Annotated in this window: 19 protein-coding genes; 12 read left to right on the plus strand and 7 right to left on the minus strand. The window is 66.3% G+C overall.

All coding sequences use genetic code 11. The features are described 5' to 3' along the window. Positions 1-31: 31 nt before the first annotated feature. Positions 32-862 (plus strand): DUF72 domain-containing protein, encoded by an 831-nt coding sequence (locus tag ACEN9Q_RS23480; RefSeq protein ID WP_495626217.1) that lies wholly within the window; start codon positions 32-34, stop codon positions 860-862. A 94-nt stretch (positions 863-956) separates the two neighbouring features. Here the strand turns inward: ACEN9Q_RS23480 and ACEN9Q_RS23485 are convergent, their stop codons facing one another. Genes ACEN9Q_RS23485 through ACEN9Q_RS23495 form a run of 3 tightly spaced genes read right to left on the minus strand, consistent with a single transcriptional unit; the run spans position 957 to position 3,392 of the window. Then, positions 957-1,217: a DUF6587 family protein gene (locus tag ACEN9Q_RS23485; RefSeq protein ID WP_495626218.1), complete on the minus strand. Its 261-nt coding sequence runs from the start codon at positions 1,215-1,217 to the stop codon at positions 957-959. 2 nt (positions 1,218-1,219) lie between these two features. After that, positions 1,220-3,112 carry a ferrous iron transporter B gene (gene feoB, locus ACEN9Q_RS23490; RefSeq protein WP_495626219.1) on the minus strand — a complete coding sequence of 631 codons (1,893 nt, stop codon included), beginning with the start codon at positions 3,110-3,112 and terminating at the stop codon, positions 1,220-1,222. Positions 3,113-3,122: 10 nt separating this feature from the next. After that, positions 3,123-3,392 carry a FeoA family protein gene (locus tag ACEN9Q_RS23495; protein ID WP_495626220.1) on the minus strand — a complete coding sequence of 90 codons (270 nt, stop codon included), beginning with the start codon at positions 3,390-3,392 and terminating at the stop codon, positions 3,123-3,125. Positions 3,393-3,634: 242 nt separating this feature from the next. On the opposite strand from ACEN9Q_RS23495, the gene ACEN9Q_RS23500 reads away from it, so the two are divergent. From ACEN9Q_RS23500 to bfr, 3 genes are all read left to right on the plus strand, one after another. Beyond that, the gene (locus ACEN9Q_RS23500; protein ID WP_056438559.1) at positions 3,635-3,853 is read left to right on the plus strand and encodes a (2Fe-2S)-binding protein; all 219 of its coding nucleotides are present in this window, start codon (positions 3,635-3,637) and stop codon (positions 3,851-3,853) included. Between the two features lie 218 nt (positions 3,854-4,071). Then, complete coding sequence (locus ACEN9Q_RS23505) at positions 4,072-4,671, plus strand: PepSY-associated TM helix domain-containing protein (protein ID WP_495626221.1); 600 nt, start codon at positions 4,072-4,074, stop codon at positions 4,669-4,671. A gap of 104 nt (positions 4,672-4,775) precedes the next feature. After that, positions 4,776-5,246, plus strand: a complete 471-nt coding sequence (gene bfr / locus ACEN9Q_RS23510; RefSeq protein WP_322403125.1) for a bacterioferritin — start codon at positions 4,776-4,778, stop codon at positions 5,244-5,246. Between the two features lie 141 nt (positions 5,247-5,387). Here bfr and ACEN9Q_RS23515 read toward each other — a convergent pair whose 3' ends face one another. Beyond that, positions 5,388-6,329, minus strand: a complete 942-nt coding sequence (locus ACEN9Q_RS23515) for a PfkB family carbohydrate kinase (RefSeq protein ID WP_495626222.1) — start codon at positions 6,327-6,329, stop codon at positions 5,388-5,390. Positions 6,330-6,336: 7 nt separating this feature from the next. Then, on the minus strand, positions 6,337-6,954 hold the full coding sequence (locus ACEN9Q_RS23520) for a glutathione S-transferase N-terminal domain-containing protein (protein ID WP_495626223.1): 618 nt from the start codon (positions 6,952-6,954) through the stop codon (positions 6,337-6,339). A 164-nt stretch (positions 6,955-7,118) separates the two neighbouring features. Between ACEN9Q_RS23520 and purB the strand changes: the two genes are divergently transcribed. After that, positions 7,119-8,498 (plus strand): adenylosuccinate lyase, encoded by a 1,380-nt coding sequence (gene purB, locus ACEN9Q_RS23525; RefSeq protein WP_495626224.1) that lies wholly within the window; start codon positions 7,119-7,121, stop codon positions 8,496-8,498. A 144-nt stretch (positions 8,499-8,642) separates the two neighbouring features. Here purB and ACEN9Q_RS23530 read toward each other — a convergent pair whose 3' ends face one another. Beyond that, positions 8,643-10,598, minus strand: a complete 1,956-nt coding sequence (locus ACEN9Q_RS23530; protein ID WP_495626225.1) for a TOL_0244 family TonB-dependent receptor — start codon at positions 10,596-10,598, stop codon at positions 8,643-8,645. Positions 10,599-10,930: 332 nt separating this feature from the next. Here ACEN9Q_RS23530 and ACEN9Q_RS23535 point away from each other — a divergent pair, with 332 nt between their 5' ends. The 3 genes from ACEN9Q_RS23535 to ACEN9Q_RS23545 are packed head-to-tail and all read left to right on the plus strand — an operon-like array spanning position 10,931 to position 12,644. Next, a complete protein-coding gene (locus tag ACEN9Q_RS23535) occupies positions 10,931-11,467 on the plus strand; it encodes a cytochrome b (RefSeq protein WP_056438580.1) in 537 nt (178 codons plus the stop codon). A 10-nt stretch (positions 11,468-11,477) separates the two neighbouring features. Next, positions 11,478-12,044 (plus strand): YceI family protein, encoded by a 567-nt coding sequence (locus ACEN9Q_RS23540; protein WP_495626226.1) that lies wholly within the window; start codon positions 11,478-11,480, stop codon positions 12,042-12,044. Positions 12,045-12,074: 30 nt separating this feature from the next. Beyond that, a complete protein-coding gene (locus ACEN9Q_RS23545; RefSeq protein ID WP_056438586.1) occupies positions 12,075-12,644 on the plus strand; it encodes a YceI family protein in 570 nt (189 codons plus the stop codon). A 183-nt stretch (positions 12,645-12,827) separates the two neighbouring features. On the opposite strand, the gene ACEN9Q_RS23550 is transcribed toward ACEN9Q_RS23545, so the two are convergent. Beyond that, positions 12,828-14,333, minus strand: coding sequence for a hypothetical protein (locus ACEN9Q_RS23550; RefSeq protein ID WP_056438589.1), 1,506 nt, complete (start codon positions 14,331-14,333; stop codon positions 12,828-12,830). A 275-nt stretch (positions 14,334-14,608) separates the two neighbouring features. Between ACEN9Q_RS23550 and ACEN9Q_RS23555 the strand changes: the two genes are divergently transcribed. The 4 genes from ACEN9Q_RS23555 (at position 14,609) to ACEN9Q_RS23570 (ending at position 19,632) form a co-directional block, all read left to right on the plus strand. Further along, on the plus strand, positions 14,609-14,878 hold the full coding sequence (locus tag ACEN9Q_RS23555; protein WP_056438592.1) for a GlsB/YeaQ/YmgE family stress response membrane protein: 270 nt from the start codon (positions 14,609-14,611) through the stop codon (positions 14,876-14,878). Between the two features lie 72 nt (positions 14,879-14,950). Continuing rightward, the gene (cls, locus tag ACEN9Q_RS23560) at positions 14,951-16,228 is read left to right on the plus strand and encodes a cardiolipin synthase (RefSeq protein WP_056438595.1); all 1,278 of its coding nucleotides are present in this window, start codon (positions 14,951-14,953) and stop codon (positions 16,226-16,228) included. An 8-nt stretch (positions 16,229-16,236) separates the two neighbouring features. Beyond that, positions 16,237-18,396, plus strand: coding sequence for a S46 family peptidase (locus ACEN9Q_RS23565; RefSeq protein WP_495626227.1), 2,160 nt, complete (start codon positions 16,237-16,239; stop codon positions 18,394-18,396). 126 nt (positions 18,397-18,522) lie between these two features. Further along, the gene (locus tag ACEN9Q_RS23570; RefSeq protein WP_056438600.1) at positions 18,523-19,632 is read left to right on the plus strand and encodes an alpha/beta hydrolase; all 1,110 of its coding nucleotides are present in this window, start codon (positions 18,523-18,525) and stop codon (positions 19,630-19,632) included. The last annotated feature ends 102 nt before the right edge of the window (positions 19,633-19,734 follow it).

Raw genomic sequence — 19,734 nt, forward strand, 5'->3', positions numbered from 1 at the left:
TCGGGACCAGGGCCCGGCCTAGACTGCCGGCATGGGCGCAATCTACATCGGCATCTCGGGCTGGCGCTACGCACCATGGCGCGGCGTGTTTTATCCGCCCGGCCTCGCGCAGGCGCGCGAGCTGGATTACGCGTCGCGCTTCCTGCCCACCATCGAAATCAACGGTTCCTTCTACGCGCTGCAGCGCCCCGCCAGCTACGCGGCATGGCATGACGCGACGCCGCCCGGCTTCGTGTTCGCCGTGAAGGGCAACCGCTTCCTCACCCACATGCTCAAACTGCGCGGCATCGAGACGCCGCTCGCCAACGTGCTCGCGTCGGGCGTGTTCGCGCTGCGCGACAAGCTCGGCCCCATCCTGTGGCAGCTCCCGCCGCAGCTGCGCTTCGACGCCGGCAAGGTCGAACATTTTCTCGGCCTGCTCCCGCACGACACGGGCCATGCGCTCGATATCGCGCGCGGCCACGACGACAAGGTCGCGGGCCGTGCGCTGCTGGACATCGACGCCGTGCGCCCGCTGCGCCACGCCGTCGAAGTCCGCCACGAGAGCTTCCGCGATCCCGCCTTCATCGCGCTGCTGCGCAAGTACGGCGTGGCGGTGGTGGTGGCCGATACGGCCGGCAAGTGGCCGGATTTCGATGAGGTGACGGCGGACTTCGTCTACGTCCGCCTGCACGGCGAGCACGAGCTGTACGCGAGCGGCTACGACGACGCGTCCCTCGCGCGCTGGGCCGCGCGCATCCGCGCGTGGGCGAAGAAGGGGGATGTGTACTGCTACTTCGACAACGACATCAAGGTCAGGGCGCCGTTCGATGCGAAGCGCTTGATGGAGATGGTGGGCGTGGATTGGAAACCGGCGACCTGAAAACCGTCGTTCCCGCGCAGGCGGGAACCCGAGTTTTGAGCGTACCGAAATGCATGCAAAATTGGGCCCCCGCCTGCGCGGGGGCGACGGTGTTTTAGCGCTGCACGTGGACCTGGATGACCTTGCGGCCCTTCGCATCCGTCTCCGGCAATGGCGTCGTCTCGCAGGTGCCGCACGAATCGCACTCGCTGCCGCAACTCGAATCCGTACCGAGCCACTTCACGATCCGGCCCTTGCCGGTGCCGCCCGACAGCTTGTAGACGAGCTTCTCGCGCCACGTCTTCGGCAGGTATTTCGCTGCCGCATACAGCGCGGCCAGCGCGACGATGAGTCCGACGATCAGGTACTGAATCACGATCAGCTCCCCAGCACGGCGCGTGCGATGTGGAAGGTCAGGAACGAGGCCGTGTACGCGAGTGCGAACATGTAGCCGGCCATCAGCAGTGCATAACGCATGCTGCCCGTCTCGCGGCGCACGACGGACAGGGTCGACAGGCACTGCGGCGCAAACACGTACCACGCGAGCAGCGACAGCGCCGTCGGCAGGGTCCACGAGGCGGCGATGATCGGGGCCAGCGAACCGGCCACGTCGTCGCCCGTCGTCGACAGCGCGTACACCGTGCCGAGCGCGCCGACGGCCACTTCGCGCGCCGCCATGCCCGGCACGAGCGCGATGCAGATCTGCCAGCCGAAGCCGATCGGCTCGAACACGACGGCCAATGCGCGGCCCAGTATGCCGGCGATGCTGTAGTAGATCGGCGGATGCGTCGCGCCTTCCGGTGCGCCCGGGAAGCTGGACAGGAACCAGACGAGGATCATCAGGGTGAGGATCACGGTGCCGACGCGCGTGATGAAGATGCGCGCGCGCTCCCACAGGCCCAGCGCGAGATTGTGCAGGTGCGGCCAGTGGTAGGCGGGCAGTTCCAGCATCAGCGGCTGGTGGCCCCTGGCGCCGACGGTGCGCTTGAAGAAGTACGCGACGCCCATCGCGCTGAAGATGCCAGCCGCGTACAGCACGAACAGCACGAGGCCTTGCAAATTGATGCCGCCGCCCAGTTCGCGGGCGGGGATGAACGCGGCGATCACGAGGGCGTACACGGGCAGGCGCGCGGAACACGTCATCAGCGGCGCGATCATGATCGTCACGAGGCGGTCGCGCGGGTTCTGGATCGTGCGCGCGGCCATCACACCCGGGATCGCGCAGGCGAACGACGACAGCAGCGGGATGAACGCGCGGCCCGACAGGCCCACGCCGCCCATCATGCGGTCGAGCAGGAACGCGGCGCGCGGCAGGTAGCCGCAATCCTCGAGCACGAGGATGAAGAAGAACAGGATCAGGATCTGCGGCAGGTACACGAGGACGCTGCCCGCGCCGCCGAACACGCCGTCGACGACGAGGCCGCGCAGCGGGCCGTCCGGCAGCGCCGCGCCGACCCAGTGGCCGAGCGCGTCGACGCCGTTCTTGATCAGGTCCATGGGCACGTTGGCCCAGCTGAACACGGCCTGGAAAATCAGGAACATCGTGGCCGCCAGGATGATCGGGCCGATCACCGGGTGCAGCACGACGTGGTCGATCTGCTCGCTCAGGTTGCCCGTGTCCTTGTCGAAGCTGACCGTCGCGTCGATGATGCGGCGCACCTCGCGCTGCGTCTCCTCGACCGGGACGGCGTCGATGGCGGACAGCGGATTCGGCTTCGCTTGCGTATCGAACGGCATCGCTTCGAGCGCCTTGAGCAGGCCCTTCTCGCCGCCGGCCTGCACGGCCACGGTCTCGATGACGGGCATGCCGAGTTCCCGCGCCAGGCGTGCCGTGTCGATCTCGATGCCGCGTTTCTTCGCGACGTCGACCATGTTCAGCGCCAGCACCATCGGCAGGCCGAGGCGCTTGATCTCGAGCACGAGGCGCAGGTTCAGGCGCAGGTTGGTCGCGTTGACGACGCAGACGACCGCATCCGGCGTCTGCTCGCCGGCGCGCAGGCCGGCGACGACGTCGCGCGTGATCGCTTCGTCCGGCGTGTGGGCGGCGAGGCTGTAGGCGCCCGGCAGGTCGAGCACGCGCAGCGGCCGGCCGCCCGGCAGCATGAAGCTGCCTTCCTTGCGCTCGATGGTGACGCCGGCATAGTTCGCGACCTTCTGGCGCGCGCCGGTCAGGCGGTTGAACAGGGCCGTCTTGCCGCAGTTCGGATTACCCAGCAGGGCGACGAGCGGCGTTTTTGCGGCCGCCTGGACCTGCTGTTCTACTGCTCCCATGTCGGTTCCGTCACTCCGGCTGGATCGAGACCAGCGCCGCGTCGAAGCGGCGCAGGGCGAACGTCGACTGGCCGACCTTGACCGCCAGCGGACCGCCGGGCAGGCCGCGCTTGAGCATGCGGATGCGCTCGCCCGGCACGAAGCCCAGCTCCATCAGGCGGCGCGACACGTCGATGCCGCCGTCGCGGCTGCCGAGCGCGTTCGGCGCGAGGTGGATCACGGTGCCGCTCTGGCCGGCCTTGAGGCTGTCGAGCGTGGTCAGGGTGGGTGCAAGAGTCATGGTGTCGCTTCCCGGTGGTGGTGCGCTGCTTTAACGGATGGGTACATCATAAACCTAAATGCGAATTATTTCTATTTGCGGTTTGTCCACTTCTGCTCACTCGACATCGTTTTAACGCAACGGCGCAACAAAAACGCTTGCAATCCGGATTTAATTTGCGCAGAATACGAAGGGTAATGAGAATGATTCGCATTATAGACCAAACAACAATGGCCTGTGATGCTCCCACCACGGAACCGTCCATGATCGTCTGCGTCTGCAATAACATCTCCGACCGCGAAATCCGCCAGGCCGTCGACCTCGGCCTGACCTCGATGGCCGACCTGTACAAGGAACTCGGCGTCGGCACCTGCTGCGGCAAATGCGTCAGCTATGCGCGCGAAGTGATGCACGAGCACCTGGAAAGCAAGACGGTCGTCACCGAACTGCGCCGCACCCCGCACGACGGGCTTGCGGCCTGATCCGGCCCGCCGCCCCGGCGGGTGATAACAGGCAGACAAGGCGTCAATATTGCTACGCCCAATCCGTGCGTGCGCCTGTCCACGCGCGGGCCGGTCTTGGTAATATGTGACTTCCGACGCGCCCAGATTTCACTCCTATGCCCGTAATCCCGTTCCGTCCACCAAGAGCGCCCTTTACGGTCCAACCTCCTCCGCAGCCTTCGCGCCGAGCACTCATCGTGAAATGGCTGCGCAGGACGCACGGTTGGATCGGTCTCTGGGGCGCCGTGCTCGGGCTGCTGTTCGGCAGCACCGGCATTCTCCTCAACCACCGCGCCGTGCTCAGGATTCCCGCCGTCCAGGCGCAGGAGTCCACGGTCCAGGTTCCCCTGCCGAGTCCGGCACCGGGCAGTCCGCAGGCGCTGGCCGTCTGGCTCAAGCGCTCATTACGGCTGGAACCGGAACCCGGACGCGTCAAGGCCGAGGCCGCCCGTGCCGTCGCCTGGGGCGACAAATCCCTGATCCAGCCGGCGCGCTGGAGCGCCAGCTTTACTTCGCCATCCGGCAATGTTCAGGCTGAATACTGGGTCGGCAACAGCTATGTCACCGTCAAGCGCGCCGAAAACAATGTCTTCGGCACCCTCGTCAACCTGCACAAGGGCGTTGGCATGAGCACTGCCTGGATCCTGCTCGTGGACACGCTGGCCGGCTCCATCATCCTGCTGTCGCTGTCCGGCGTCGTGCTGTGGACGCTCACCAACCGGCGCCGCACGGTCGGCATCGTGATCGGTACGATGTCGCTGCTGGCGGTAGGCGGGCTGGCGCTGGCCGCCATCTGATTTCACCGGGACGGCGGCGGCCTGCGCGCCACGCCGTCGCCATCTGCCCGCCTGCCGCGCGGTTTGCTATGATGCCGAGACAACAACCGCACGCAAAGGCAATCATGAAGGGCGATCCCAACATCATCCGGCTGCTCAACGCGCAGCTGACCAACGAACTCACGGCCGTCAACCAGTACTTCCTGCATGCGCGCATGTACCGGCACTGGGGCTTCGCGAAGCTGGGCAAGAAGGAATACGATGAATCGATCGGCGAGATGAAACACGCCGACCGGCTGATCGACCGCATCCTGATGCTGGACGGCCTGCCCAACCTGCAGGCCCTGCACAAGCTGCTGATCGGCGAATCGACGCAGGAAATGCTCGAATGCGACCTCAAGCTGGAACGCGCGGCCCAGGTCACGGTCAAGGAAGGCATCGCCGCCGCCGAGATCGCGCACGACTATGTGTCGCGCGACCTGCTGCTGGAGATTCTCGAAGACACCGAGGAACACATCGAGTGGCTGGAAACCCAGCTCGACCTCATCGTCAAGGTGGGCATCCAGAATTACCTGCAGTCCCAGATGGGCGAATAATGCGGCGGTGGTACGCACGCAATCGCGGGCACGGGGTGCCCGCCCTACGGCGAACCGGTAACGCATGCAATCGCGGGCGGGATGAATCCGTAACGTAGGGTGGGCACCCCGTGCCCACCAAATGCCGGCAAAACGCGCACGTCAGACAGGCTGGCGCCAGCGCGCGACCCACTTGTCGTAGAAGCCGATGTCGCCCGGCACGGCGCCCGTGACGGCACAGATCGCGCCGGCGAATTCGTTGGCGCGCGACAGGATCAGCTCCAGCGGCCAGCCGCGCGCGCGGCCCAGCATGAAGATGGCGGAAAACGCGTCGCCGGCGCCGGTCGTGTCGATCACGAACGGCGGCACCGGGTTGTCGCGGGTGGCGATGTAGCCGCCGTCGGCGCCGAAGTACACGGAACCGCGGTGGCCCAGCGTGACGATCAGCGCCTCCAGCGAAAAACGGTCCATCAGCGCACGGCAGGCCGCGTGCACTTCTTCCGTCGACAGCGCCGCATCGTCCGGGCCGATCTGGAAATACCACTGGAACAGCGCCTGTAACTCCTCTTCGTTGACCTTGACGACGTCGGCCGCCGTCAGCGCCTTCGTGACGATGGGCTCGGTTGCCTGTCCGGGCCGCAGGTTGAGGTCGAGGAAGCGCTTGGCCTGCGTGTTTTCCAGCACGGCCGCCAGCGCCAGGCGCGAACGTTCCTCGCGCAGGGCCAGCGTGCCGAAATAAAGGAAGTCATGGCCAGCGCCGGCGATGCTCGCGGCGGCTTTCTGCGGGTCGATGAAATCGTAGGCCTGGCGCGGCAGCAAGGTGAAGCGGTGCGCCGCGCCCTGGCGCTCGGCGACGGCGCGGCCGGTCTCTTCCATCGGGTCGACCTGCAGGCCCGATTCCGGGATCACGAAGCGCTCGAACTCGGCGCGCACGGCCGCGCCGTTGCGGTCGTCGCCGATGCGCGTGATCATCAAGGGCGGCGCCATGAAGGCGGCCAGGTGGCGCGCCACGTTGAACGGGGCGCCGCCCACCGCGTGCCCGGCCGTTCCTTCCTCGACGAGGACTTCGCCGAAGACGATGGTCGATATGCGCGCGGTCATCATCGGGCGCTCACTGCGGCAGGAAAGGCACGGTGTCCTTGAACGACTGCCGTTCGGACAGCTTGTCGAACAGGCGCGCCAGGTTCGGGCAGGTGTCGCGCCAGGCGATGTCGGGGAAGCGGAACGCCAGCCAGCCCAGCGTGCAGCCGACGGCGACGTCGGCCAGCGTGTAATGGATGCCCATGCAGAACGGCTGCTCGCCCAGGTTCTCGGACATCACGGCCAGGCCGCCGTGCACCTTGCCCATCTGGCGGTCGAACCAGGCCTGGCTCTGCTGCTCGGCCGGGCGCCACGTGCGCTCCAGGAAGGCCAGCACGGCCGCATCCAGCACGCCGTCCGCCAGCGCTTCCCACACCTTGACGTTGGCGCGGTCGCGGCTGTTCGCGGGCAGCAGCTTGCAGACGGGCGTCAGCGTATCGAGGTATTCGGCGATCACGCGCGAGTCGTACATCGCGCTGCCGTCCTCCATCACGAGGCACGGGACTTTCCCGAGCGGGTTCGACGACGCGATGTTCGTTTCCGGTGCCCAGACGTTTTCCAGCTCGAACTGATAGTCGAGCTTTTTTTCTGCCAGCACGACGCGCGCCTTGCGCACGTAGGCACTGGTGACGGAACCGATGAGTTTCATAAATGCTCAGTATTGGGGAGTGGCTGACAGTATAGCATCGGCCTTTCGCCGGCCGAACGCAGGGAACCGCTTGCAACGGTGGGCAAATGAGACTTGACAAAGCGATCCCGGGCAGGCCGCCGATGGTAGAATCTCGTTTTTGCACTCACCGCTTCCCGCCTCCCATGACCTCTACCGCCTCCTCCTCGACCCTGTCGGCCCTGTCCCCCCTGGACGGCCGCTACGCCGCCAAGACCGACAAGCTGCGCCCCATCCTGTCGGAAGCCGGCTTCATGCACCACCGCGTGAAAGTGGAGATCGCCTGGCTGCAGGCGCTGTCGCAAGCCGGCTTCGCCGAGCTGAAACCGTTCTCCGCGCAAGCGTCCGCCCTGCTGGACAAGATCGCCGCCGGCTTCTCGGACAGCGACGCCGCCCGCATCAAGGACATCGAGGCCGTCACCAACCACGACGTGAAGGCCGTCGAGTACTGGCTGAAGGAACAGGTCAAGGACGTGCCGGAGCTGGTCGCGGCCTCCGAATTCATCCACTTCGCGTGCACCTCGGAAGACATCAACAACACGTCGCACGGCATGATGCTGAAGGCGGCCCGCGACGGCGTGCTGCTGCCGTCGCTGCAGGCGGTGATCGCCAGGCTGACCGAGATCGCCCACACGAACGCCGACCTGCCGATGCTGTCGCGCACGCACGGCCAGACCGCCAGCCCGACGACCCTCGGCAAGGAATTCGCCAACGTCGTCGCCCGCCTGCAGCGCGCGGTGAAGCGCATCGCCGACGTGGAAATCCTCGGCAAGATGAACGGCGCCGTCGGCAACTACAACGCGCACCTGTCGGCATACCCGGGCTTCGACTGGCCGGCGTTCTCGAAGAACGTGATCGAGCAGCGCCTGGGCCTGACGTTCAACCCGTACACGATCCAGATCGAACCGCACGACTACATGGCCGAACTGTTCGACGCGATCGCGCGCACGAACACGATCCTGCTCGACCTGAACCGCGACATCTGGACCTATGTCTCGCTCGGCTACTTCAAGCAGAAGCTGAAGGCCGGCGAGATCGGTTCGTCGACGATGCCCCATAAAGTCAATCCGATCGACTTCGAGAACTCGGAAGGCAACCTCGGCCTGGCCAACGCCATGCTGCGCCACATGGCGGATAAACTGCCGGTCTCGCGCATGCAGCGCGACCTCACCGACTCGACGGTCCTGCGCAACATCGGCGTGGGCTTCGGCTACGCGCTGCTCGCGTACGACAGCTGCCTGCGCGGCCTGAACAAGCTGGAAGTGAATCCGCAGCGCCTGGCGCAGGACCTCGACGCGAACTGGGAAGTGCTGGCCGAGCCGGTGCAGACGGTGATGCGCCGCTTCGGCATCGAGAACCCGTACGAACAGCTGAAGGAACTCACGCGCGGCAAGGGCATCACGCGCGACGCGCTGCAGGAATTCATCGGCAAGCTGGCGATTCCGCAGGACGCCAAGGACCTGCTGCTGGCCATGACGCCGGCGAATTACACGGGCCTGGCGGCGCAGCTGGCGAAGGCGATTTAAGCATTTCGCGGATAGCGCTGCAAAGAAAACGGTACGTCGTTCCCGCGGAGGCGGGAACCTAATTTTGCATGAGCTGTCGAAACGCGTAGAACTTGGGCCCCCGCCTTCGCGGGGGCGACGTTTCTCACTGAGTAGTCGTCCTCTTCACCTCTGCCACGTCAACTTGACCCCCACCGTCCTGGGCACTTCGGTGCGCACGGGCACCACGCCGTATTCCGCGTGGCTGCCGTTCAGGTTCGTCCCGATCACCGATAACTCCATCCCCGGCGCGAACCGCCAGCCGAACCGCGCGTCGATGGCCGTGTAGGCCGGCACGTACGGGAATCCCAGCGCGCCGTTGCGGCGCACGGCCAGTTCCAGCTCGCGCTTCTCGTCGAGCGTGTGGCTGGAGCGCAGCTGGGCCGTGTAGGCCGGGTCGCGGCCCGTCGTCATGACGCTGCCCAGGTCACCGCTGCCCGGCTTGAGCGCAAAGTCCTCGTGCAGCAAGGTCGCACCCGCCGCGATGCGCCACGACTCGCTCACCTGCACGTTGCCCCACGCTTCGATGCCGCGCGCCTGGCCCGCCATCAGGTTGCCGAACACGATCGCGCGCCTGTCGGGGGTGATGTCCTGGGTGCGCAGGTGGTCGTACAGGTTGCGGTACGCGGTCACGGAATACGACACGCGCTGCCCCGCCTGCCCGCGGTAGCCCAGTTCGAACACGCGCGCGGTCTCGGACCGCACTTGCCGGCCGCCCGCCAGCAGGTAGGGCGGCGCGCCCGGCACGTAGGCGTCGACGTCCAGCCGCGACGGCGCGCGCACCGTGCGCGACACGGCCGCCCAGAACGCGTGCGCCGGCGTGGCGCGCCACGACAGGCGCACGGTCGGCAGGAATTCGGCGCCCGTGTACGGATTGCGCTCCCAGCGCGCGCCGATGGTGGCGCGCAGGTCGTCCCGCAACGCCATCTCGTCCTGCGCGAACAGGCTGGCCCAGGCCTGCCTGTCGCTGGCCGGCAGGAAGGCGACGAAGCGGCTGTTGTCGACGTGGTCCCAGTTGTAGCGGTACTCGCCGCCCCACACGATGCTGTGGCGCCCGGCCGGCGCCAGCGCGTGCTGCAGCTCCACGTCGACGATGTCCACGCGGTCGGCGAACGTGGGCGGCACGCGGCGGTAGCGGGTGTCGTAATAGGCGCGCGCGGTCACGCTGCCGCCGCCGTCGATCTGGTGCTCCCAGCGCCCGGTGACGTTGGCGCCGTGCAGCCGGATGTCGTCCAGGCCCGTGCTCGCGCCGGGTGCCGCGATGACGCCCGGCACCGGCTGGCCCTCGCGCCCGCGCCAGGCATTGGCGTTGACGCTGAACCGCTCGGGCCCGCGCTCCCAGTCGCCGCGCCAGCCGACCTGGCCCTGCGTCCAGTCGTCGTCGATCGGCTGGCCCGACGCCAGTTCGCTGTGCGCCAGCCGGAACGCCTTGCCGTACGCGCGCCAATGGCCGCCGTCCGTCGCGGCGCCGTGGCGGAACGCGGCCTGGACGCCGCCGTCGTCGGCGCGCAGCACGAGCAGGTCGCCCTGCGTGTCGCGCGCGCGGCGCGTGGTGATGTTGATGACGCCGTTGACGGCATTCACGCCCCACAGCGTGCCGCCCGGGCCGCTGATCACCTCGATCCGCTCGACGTCTTCCAGCATGACGTCCGGCTCGTCCCAGAACGTGCCGGAAAACAGCGGCGAATACACGGACCGGCCGTCGATCATCACCAGCAGCTTGTTGGCCGGGCTGTTGCTCGTGCCGTTCATGCCGCGCGCGGAAATGAACGCGTTCGTGTTGCTGCTGCGCGCGACCTGCACGTTGGGCGCCAGGTTCAGGGCGTCGACGAGGGTGCGGGCGCCGGAGCGGCGGATGTCGTCCGCCGTGATCACGAACACGGACGCCGGCGCGTCCTGCAGGCGCTCGGGCCGGCGCGATACCGACGTGACGTCGATGTTCGCCAGCTCTTCGATCGACAGGTCGACGAACTCGCCTCCCGGCCGGCGCGCCCCCTCGTCGGCATGGACCGGCTGCGCCAGCAGCAGCGCGGCCACCAGCAGGGGCGCGCCGGACGTGCGGCAATGGGTTCTGGGAACCATCGGGTTCATCGCTTGCCGAAAGAAATAATCATTTCCCAATCATTATCTTTTATAAATCCATTTTTTTAACATTTTACCTTCACGGTCGCGCGATTTTGTCGCGCACGCCGCTCGGGCTGGCATACGAACCACGGATTGTCCCATTTACTGAACAAAGTTATCCGCTTAGCTGGCTTCCTTACGATATTTGGAACAGGTAAAGTGTCCCTATTGCAAAACAACGCCGGTGCGCGAGTCGTGCTAGTGTGTTTAAGGAAATGCCGGCTGCTTAACCTGGCCGAACTTGGTAAGATTTGGTTCTAACACGTACTAACTGATCGGAGACTCCGCCCATGCAGCGCTATACAACGACCGCCATCGTGCTTCACTGGCTGATCGCCGTGCTGATCATCGGGGCGTTCACGCTCGGTCTCGTGATGACGGACATGCCCGGCATCTCGCCCACCAAGCTGAAATATTTTTCGTGGCATAAGTGGGCGGGCGTCACCGTGCTGCTGCTGGCCACGTTGCGCCTGCTGTGGCGCCTGAAGAACCGCCCGCCGGCCCTGCCCGCGTCGATGCCCGCGTGGCAGCGCGGCGCCGCCCACGGCCTGCACCACCTGCTGTACGTGCTGATCTTCGCCGTGCCGCTGTCCGGCTATTTTTATACGCTGGCGGCCGGCTTCCCGGTCGTCTATTTCGAACTGATCAAGCTGCCCGTGCTGATCGCCAAGGACAAGGCGCTGGCTGACACGCTGAAGCCGATCCATTACTGGCTGAACATGACCATGGCCGGCCTCGTCGGCCTGCACGTGGTCGCCGCCCTGAAACACCAGATCGTCGACCGCGACGGCACGCTCGGACGCATGCTGCCCGGCCGTTCCCACTGAAGGAGATACCATGACATTCACTCGTGGCGGCCTTGCCGCCTCAGTTGCCGCGCTGCTTGCCGGCGTCACGCTGATCGCCAGCGCAATGCCGCTCAAGACCGACGTGGCGCACAGCAGCGTCTCGGCCGTGTTCAAGCAGATGAACGTGCCGGTCGAATCGAAGTTCAAGCGCTTCGACGCGCAGATCGACTACGACGCCGCGCATCCGGACAAGGCGACGGCGCGCGTCGACATCGACACGGCCAGCTTCGACATCGGCGAGGCCGAGTACAACAAGGAAGTGGCCGGCAAGGACTGGTTCAACTCGCCCAAGTTTCCCAAGGCGACCTTCGTGTCGTCCGCGATCAAGCCTGCCGGCGCGGGCAAGCTGTCCGTCTCGGGCAAGCTGACCATCAAGGGCCGGGTCCAGGACGTGACCTTCCCGGTCACCATCAAGCCGGAAGGCACCCGACAGGTTTTCGAAGGACAGCTGCCGATCAGGCGGCTGGCCTTCAACATCGGCGAAGGCGAGTGGAAGGACACGAGCATGGTCGCCGACGAAGTCGTCATCAAATTCCGCGTCGCTGCGGGACAGTAATCCACACCCCATCGTAAAGGACCGTTTTTCATGAAATTCAAGCACCTCGCCCTGCTCGCCGCCGTCTTCGCTTCCAGCGCCGCCTTCGCCGCCGACACCTACAAGGTCGACCCGGCCCACACCTACCCGAGCTTCGAGGCCGACCACTTCGGCGGCCTGTCCAACTGGCGCGGCAAGTTCGACAAGAGCGACGGCACCATCGTGCTGGACCGCGCCAACAAGTCGGGCACCGTCGACATCACCATCGACACCACGAGCCTGGACTTCGGCTACGCCAAGCTGAACGAGCACGCCAAGGGGCCGGACATGTTCGACGTGGCCAAGTACCCGACCGCCACCTACAAGGGCAAGCTCGTGTTCAAGGGCGACGTGCCGGCCTCCGTCAACGGCGAACTGACCCTGCACGGCGTGACCAAGCCGGTCACCCTGCACATCAACCAGTTCAAGTGCATCCAGCACCCGATGCTCAAGCGCGAAGTGTGCGGCGCCGATGCGTCGGCCACGTTCAACCGTGCCGATTTCGGCGTGGACTATGGCGTCAAGATGGGCTTCAAGCCGGAAGTCAAGCTGGCCATCCAGGTCGAAGCCGTCAAGCAGTAATCGGCGTATCCCGACGTAAAAAAGCCTCGCGTCGCGAGGCTTTTTCTTTTGGCGAACAGTCAGTTTCGGTAGGGTGGGCGGCCCCCGCCCACGCGTTCAGGCAGCGTTTGAATGGACGTGGTCAATGCATCGTCCATTCACGGGTTGAACGCGTGGGCACGTGGTGCCCACCCTACCCGTCGATCAACGGCCGTCGCGGTCCAGATCGCCCGGCATCGCACGCTCCACGCGGTCCCACGCGGCGCGGCTGGCCGACTTGGCCTGCTCCCACGACAGGCGCGACTGGCCCTTCACGCGATCCCACTCGTCGGCCATGTGCGGCTCGGCCAGGTCGTAGTTCGGGAAGCGGCGCGCGTTGTTGTAGCCCAGCGCGTAGGCCGGCGAATAGTCGTCGTACGTGTAGCCCTGGGTGTAGTACGGCTGGGTTTGGTAGTTGGTGCGCCAGTAGGCATCTTCCGCCGTCGGATTGACGAGGTGGCCGGCACCCTTGCCCACCATGCCGCCGGCGATGCCGCCGATGGCCGCGCCGGCCGCCATGCCCACCGGGCCGCCTACCGCGCCCAGCGCGGCACCGGCCGCGGCACCGCCGCCCGCGCCGACGCCGCCGGCCAGGTTGTGCTCATGCAGCTGGTCGCCCGGTTTCGGGTTCGCGACCTCGCCCGCGCCCTTGCCTGCCATGCCGCCCGCGATACCGCCGATGGCAGCGCCCGCGACGGCGCCGATCGGACCCGCCGGGCTGCCGATGGCCGCACCGGCCAGTGCGCCCGCACCGGCGCCGGTGCCCTGCGCCAGGTTGTGTTCATGCAGGCGGTCTTCCGAGTGCGGATTGACCACTTCGCCCGCGCCGCGGCCCGCTGCGCCGCCGGCCAGGCCGCCGATCGCGGCACCGGCCAGGGCACCGACCGGGCCGGCCACGGAACCCGCCGCCGCGCCCATCGCCGCGCCGGCGCCGGCACCCGTGCCCTTGGCCAGGTAGTGTTCGCCCAGGTCGTCGCCCGCTTTCGGATTGACGACTTCGCCCACGCCCTTGCCGGCCATGCCGCCGGCGATGCCGCCGATCGCGGCACCGGCTGCCATGCCGACCGGACCGCCGACCGCGCCCAATGCGGCGCCGGTGGCCGCGCCCGCGGCGGCGCCGATGCCGGTGCCGATCACGTGCGAGCCGCCGTTATCGACGAAGGTCTGGTTCAGGTAGGCGACGTCCTCATCCGAGCGCGGCGTCACGCCCAGTACGATGCCGCCGTTGTTGATGCCTTCCTCGTAGTGTTTGACGCGCTCTTCCGGGATGCCGGCGCCGATCAGTGCACCGATCAGGCCGCCGGTGATGCCGCCCGCGCCCGCACCGGCCAGGGCCGCCGCCAGCGGACCGGCGACGACGAGGCCGGCGCCCGGGATCACGAGCGAGGTGCCGATCGCGGCCACGCCGGCCAGCACGGCGCCGATGGTACCGCCGATGCCGGCGCCGGCAGCGGCGCCCTCGGCGGCCTTGCTGCCCAGCTCAGTCTCGGTGTCGGTAAATTGGGTCTTGCGGGTGGTGTCCGACATCATCAGGTTGACGTCGTCCTTCGTATAGCCGCGGGTCGAAATCGCGTCATAGGCACGCTCCGCGCTGGCGCGGTCGGGGAACAGCCCGGTGACCATGCGGTTTTGCTTGTTCTGCTCTGTCGTCGTCGTGTCGAAAATGGCCATGATGAAATTCCTTTCAGTAATCGAATCGGTCCGGGATGTCGCGGTTCACTTGATGCAAAGTGGCTTAAACGATATGCCTGCCGAGCAGTGCGCTTCTGTTCGCTGACGCACCCATTCCAGGACATTCCGCATCACAAGAGAACGCACTCGCGGTTTGCGCGTCTAACGTTCGGCAACGCACCGACCCCGGGGGGTGTGCATCACTAGACTTTGCACATGGCCTCGGCAGTTAATTGGCCTGGAGTATGTTTTTTCCAACTTGAGGAGGACTCAACATGTTATTCATTATCTGGATCGTTGTCGGTGGTGTGCTCGGCTGGCTCGCCAGCATGGTCATGAAGACGGATGCTGAGCAAGGCATGATTCTCAATATCGTGGTTGGCATCGTGGGAGCCTTCCTGGGTGGCTGGCTGCTGTCCCCGCTGTTCGGCAGTGGCACCATCAACTCCGATGACTTCAGTGTGTCGTCGCTGCTCGTGTCGTTCCTGGGCGCCGTCATCCTGCTCGCAATCGTGAATCTGCTGCGTCGCGGCCGCGTCCGCTAAAACAGGTGCAAGCCCCACTTTGAAAACCAACGTCGCATGGCGTTGGTTTTTTTACGTCCGGAATCCGAGCTCATGCGCATCAAACGTTCCATCGTCGTCCTCATCACTTGCATCGCCACGCTCGTGGCGGGCTTGCTCGTGCTGAACTTTTCGCCCGGCGAAAAGAAGATCGACACGCAGTTGACCCGGCAATACGACACGAACGACCCGCAGTTCCGGCGTTCGCTCGGCGTGCTGCTGGGCCCGCCCATCATCGAGGGCAACAAGGTCGAAGCGCTGCTCAACGGCGACCAGATCTTTCCCGCCATGCTGGACGCGATCCGCTCGGCGCAGAAGTCGATCAGCTTCGAAACCTATATCTATTGGGAAGGCACGATCGGGCGCGAGTTCACGGAAGCGCTGTCGGAACGGGCGCGCGCCGGCGTCAAGGTGCACGTGCTGCTCGACTGGATCGGCAGCATGAAGATCGGCGAGGCCGCGCTCGACGAGATGCGCCGCGCCGGCGTGGAAGTGCACCGCTACCACAAGCCCGTGTGGTGGAAGCTGGCGCGCCTGAACAACCGCACGCACCGCAAGCTCCTGATCGTCGACGGCAAGACCGGCTTCACGGGCGGCGTCGGCATCGCCGACAAATGGCGCGGCCACGCCCAGGACCCCGACCACTGGCGCGATTCCCACTTCCGCGTCGAAGGTCCCGTCGTCGGGCAGATGCAGGCCGTGTTCAACGACAACTGGACGAAGGCGACCGGCGCCGTGCTGGACGGCCCGGACTATTTCCCGGCGCTCGTCGCGCAAGGCGACATGCCCGCGCAGATGTTCTCCAGCTCGCCCACGGGCGGCAGCGAGAGCATGCACCTGATGTACCTGCTCGCGATCACGGCCGCGCGCCACACGATCCACCTGTCGAATTCCTACTTCGTGCCGGACGAGCTGGCCCTCAAGGCGCTCATCGCGGCGGCGAAACGCGGCGTCGACGTGCGCATCATCACGCCCGGGCCGGTCATCGATTCCGACATCGTGCGCGCCGCGTCGCGCGAGCGCTGGGGCGAACTGCTGGCGGCCGGCGTCAAGATGGCCGAATACCAGCCGACGATGTACCACGTGAAGGCGCTGGTCGTGGATTCGCTCCTCGTCTCGGTCGGCTCCACCAACTTCGACAACCGCTCGTTCATCCTCAACGACGAGGCGAACCTGAACGTGCTCGACGCCGGCTTCGCGAAACAGCAGGAGGCGGTCTTCGAAGACGACTGGAAGCACGCGCGCCAGGTGAGCCTGCAGGCCTGGCAGAACCGGCCTTTCTCGGAAAAGATCGGCGGCATGCTGGCGGACCTGATCGGGGCGCAACTATGAACCGGGCCATGCCTAAATCCTTCCTCCCGCTCGCCCTCCTCGCCGCCTGCGCCGCGCACGCCGACGAAGGCATGTGGATGCCGCAGCAGTTGCCGCAAGTCGCGAAGCAGCTCAAGGCGGACGGCCTCGAACTCGATCCGGCGACCCTCACCAGGCTCACCGGTTTCCCGATGGGCGCCATCGTCAGCCTGGGCGGCTGCTCGGCCTCGTTCGTGTCGCATCAAGGCCTTGTGATCACGAACCACCACTGCGTGTACAACAGCGTGGCCGTCAACTCGACGCCGCAGCGCGACCTCCTCGCCGACGGCTTCCTCGCGCGGACGATGGCCGATGAACTGCCGGCCGCGCCGGGCAGCCGCGTGTTCGTCACCGAGGAGGTCGCCGACGTCAGCCGGCGCGTGATCACGCCGGACGTCGCCAGGCTGGCGGGCAAGGCGCGCCTGGACGCGATGGAGACGAACCAGAAGTCCCTCGTCGCCGAATGCGAGCAGGACGCCGGCTACCGCTGCACGGTGGCGAGCTTCTACGGCGGCCTCGCGTTCTACCGCATCAAGCAGTTCGAGATCCGCGACGTGCGCCTCGTGCACGCGCCACCAAGCGGCATCGGCAAGTTCGGCGGCGACACCGACAACTGGATGTGGCCGCGCCACACGGGCGACTACGGCTTCTATCGCGCCTACGTCGGCCGCGACGGCAAGGCCGCGGACTACGCCAGGGACAACGTCCCGTACCGTCCCAGGCTGTGGCTGAAGATCGCGCAAGGCGGCGTGCGCGAGGGCGATTTCGTCATGGCCCTCGGCTACCCGGGCCGCACGAACCGGCACCGCCTGCCGTCCGAAGTGGCGTTCACGTTCGACTGGAACTATCCGGCCTATGTGAAGGCGGCGGGCGAGACGCTGGCCGTCATCGAGCGCGAGACGAAGAACGATCCGGCCGCGCACCTCAGGTACGCGGGCCAGGTCGCCAGCGTCAACAACTACTACAAGAACCGCAAGGGCATGCTCGCCAGCTACCAGGGCAGCGACATCCTCGCGCGCAAGACGGCCGAGCACAATGCATTGAAGGCCTGGGTGGATGCGAACCCGCGGCGCAAGGCGGAATTCGGCGCCGCCATCGAGGCGGCCGAACGGCTGATCGCCCGGCGCGACGCGCAGACCCGGCGCGAATTCTTCCTCGGCTATTCGATGCCGCGCTTCCTGAACGCGGCGCGCACCCTGTACCGGCTCGCCAACGAGCGCGCGAAGCCGGACGCGCTGCGCAAATCCGGCTACCAGGAACGCGACCTGGCGCGCCTGGCGTCCGTCATCGGCGGCCAGGACCGCACGTACGACGACAAGGTCGACAAGGCCCTCGTGCTGAACTTCCTGAAGCAGTACGACGCGCAGCCGCTCGACCAGCACGACGCCGCGTTCGACAGTGCCCTCGGCATCAAGCCGGGCATGGGGGAGACCGATCTGAAAGCACTGCTCGACCGCATCTACGCCGACTCGCATCTGCAGGACAAGGACGTGCGCACGGCGTGGCTGACGAAGACCCCGCAGGACTTCAAGGCCAGCAACGACAGCTTCATCAAGGCCGCCGTCGCGATGTACGACGCCGACATGCGGCGCGAAGCGGAGGAAGACGAACTGGCCGGGGACATCCAGCAGGCCTACGCCGGCTACATGAAGGCCAAGATCGCCTACATGAACGGCCGCGGCCAGGCCGTCTACCCGGACGCCAACTCGACGCTGCGCGTCACCTTCGGCAACGTCAGGGGCCGCGACTACGGCGCCGACGGCACCGGGTCCTGGACCGCGTTCACGACCGTGAAGGGCGTCGTCGCCAAGCACACGGGCGCGGGCGAATTCAACGCGCCCGAGCGCCAGCTGGCCGCGATCCGCGCGCGGGACTTCGGCCGCTGGGCCGATCCGGTACTCAAGACCGTGCCGGTCGACTTCCTCGCCACGCTGGACATCACGGGCGGCAACTCGGGTTCGGCGGCGCTGAACGCCCGCGGGGAACTGGTCGGCCTCGCGTTCGACGGCACGCTCGATTCCATCATCTCCGACTGGGATTTCAATCCGCGCGCCACGCGCGACATCCAGGTCGACATCCGCTACATCCTGTGGAACATGGAGAAGGTGGACCATGCCGACAACCTGCTCAAGGAGATGAACGTAAAGTAAAAACCGTACGTTCATCCGCGCGCCATGCATTCCATGCCGCGCACGGCGCAGTTCATGCCATTGCCGCTGCCGGCCGCCGCGCCGCCCGCTACACTGCCTCCATATCGACACATAAGGAGAACGGCAATGAAGCGGATCTGGATCTGGTGCTGGGCCCTGCTCGGCATCGCGTGCGCGCCCGTGCACGCGCAGGAAGACAAGGTTCAACAAGAACGGGCGCAGGCATGGACGCAAGCCCGGGCCATCGTGGCGGACCTCGATAAAATCGTCGCGCCGCACGGCGTGCAGGAGTCGTACAAGACGCGTATCGGCGGCATCGACCAGTGGCTCACCGTGCGCGGCCAGGAACGCGACAACCCGATGATCCTGTTCGTGCACGGCGGCCCCGCATCGCCCGTCACGCCGACCCTGTGGCAGTTCGAGCGCCCGCTCGAGGAATACTTCACCATCGCGAACTGGGACCAGCGCGGCGCCGGCAAGACCTACGGCGAGACCGCCCCGGACAAGGTCGCGGACACCATCCACATCGACCGCTACGTCGACGACGCGATCGAGGTCGCGGAGCACCTGCGCCAGCGCTACGGCAAGAAGAAGCTGATCCTGATGGGCCACAGCTGGGGCACCATCGTCGGCATGAAGGCGGCGCTGAAGCGTCCCGACCTGTTCTATGCCTACGTCGGCATCGGCCAGGTGATCAGCATGCGCGAGAACGAACGCATCAGCTTCGACTACGCGCTGGAACAGGCCAAGGCCCACGACAACGCGGAAGCGCTGCACGATCTGCAGTCGATCGCGCCCTACCCCGGCAACCAGCCGATCACACGCGAACGCATCATCATCGCGCGCAAGTGGCCCCAGTACTACGGCGGCTTGAGCGCATACCGCAGCGAGTCCGCCTATTATTTCGACGGCCCGCGCCTGTCGCCGGACTACGATGCGAAGCAGGCGAAGGACATCGACCAGGGCAGCCTCCTGACGCTGGGCCGCATCCTGCCGGAGTTCGTGCAGGTGGATTTCTCGAACGTGAAGACGTTCCCGATCCCGGTGGTGATGTTCATGGGCCGGCACGACTACACGACGCCGACGGCACCGACCGCGGCCTGGCTCGCGCAGGTGAAGGCACCCATCAAGCAGGCCGTGTGGTTCGAGCGCTCGGCGCACATGATCCCGTGGGAAGAGCCGGGCAAGACGCTGGTCAGTTTATTGACCTATGTGAGGCCGTTGGCGCAGCAATAACCGAAAGTGTAAAACGTCGCCCCCGCGCAGGCGGGGGCCCGATTTGCGAGCGCAGCCGATACGCGTACAACCTGGGTCCCTGCCTTCGCAGGGACGACGTTG

The organism is Massilia sp. Masssp93, assembly GCF_059491295.1.